This window comes from Actinospica durhamensis (genome assembly GCF_018139695.1).
Taxonomy (GTDB): domain Bacteria; phylum Actinomycetota; class Actinomycetes; order Streptomycetales; family Catenulisporaceae; genus Actinospica; species Actinospica durhamensis.
The window spans coordinates 1-423 of record NZ_JAGSOG010000787.1 but is presented as its reverse complement, the minus strand read 5'-3'; the positions used below and the strand labels follow the sequence as shown (position 1 = coordinate 423).

1 protein-coding gene is annotated in these 423 nt (G+C 63.1%); it reads left to right on the top strand.

The genetic code is table 11. The features are described 5' to 3' along the window. Positions 1-423: MFS transporter (locus KDL01_RS47280; protein ID WP_212534310.1), on the top strand; the 423-nt coding region annotated here is incomplete at both ends.

Below are 423 nucleotides of genomic sequence, written 5' to 3'. Positions count from 1 at the left end.
GTGGAGAACCTTCGTGCACGAACCGAAGGACCACCCGGGCGTCAACCGTGCCGAAATCGAATACATCGAAGCCGGCGGCGGCCTGGTGAACATGGACCGCGCGGGTGTGGCCAAGACCGAGGGCCCGAAGCTCGGCTACGTGAAGCAGCTCCTGCAGAACCGCATGCTGATGGGTGTGTACATCGCGCAGTACTGCATCAATGCGCTTACGTACTTTTTCATCACGTGGTTCCCGGTGTATCTGGTGCAGGCGCGCGGCATGTCGATCCTGAAGGCGGGCTTCGTTGCGTCGATCCCGGCGGTGTGCGGCTTCCTGGGCGGCATTCTGGGCGGGATCATCTCAGACGCGCTGCTTCGGCGTGGTGCCTCGCTTTCGGTGGCGCGCAAGGTGCCCATCGTGCTGGGCATGCTGCTCTCCATGAC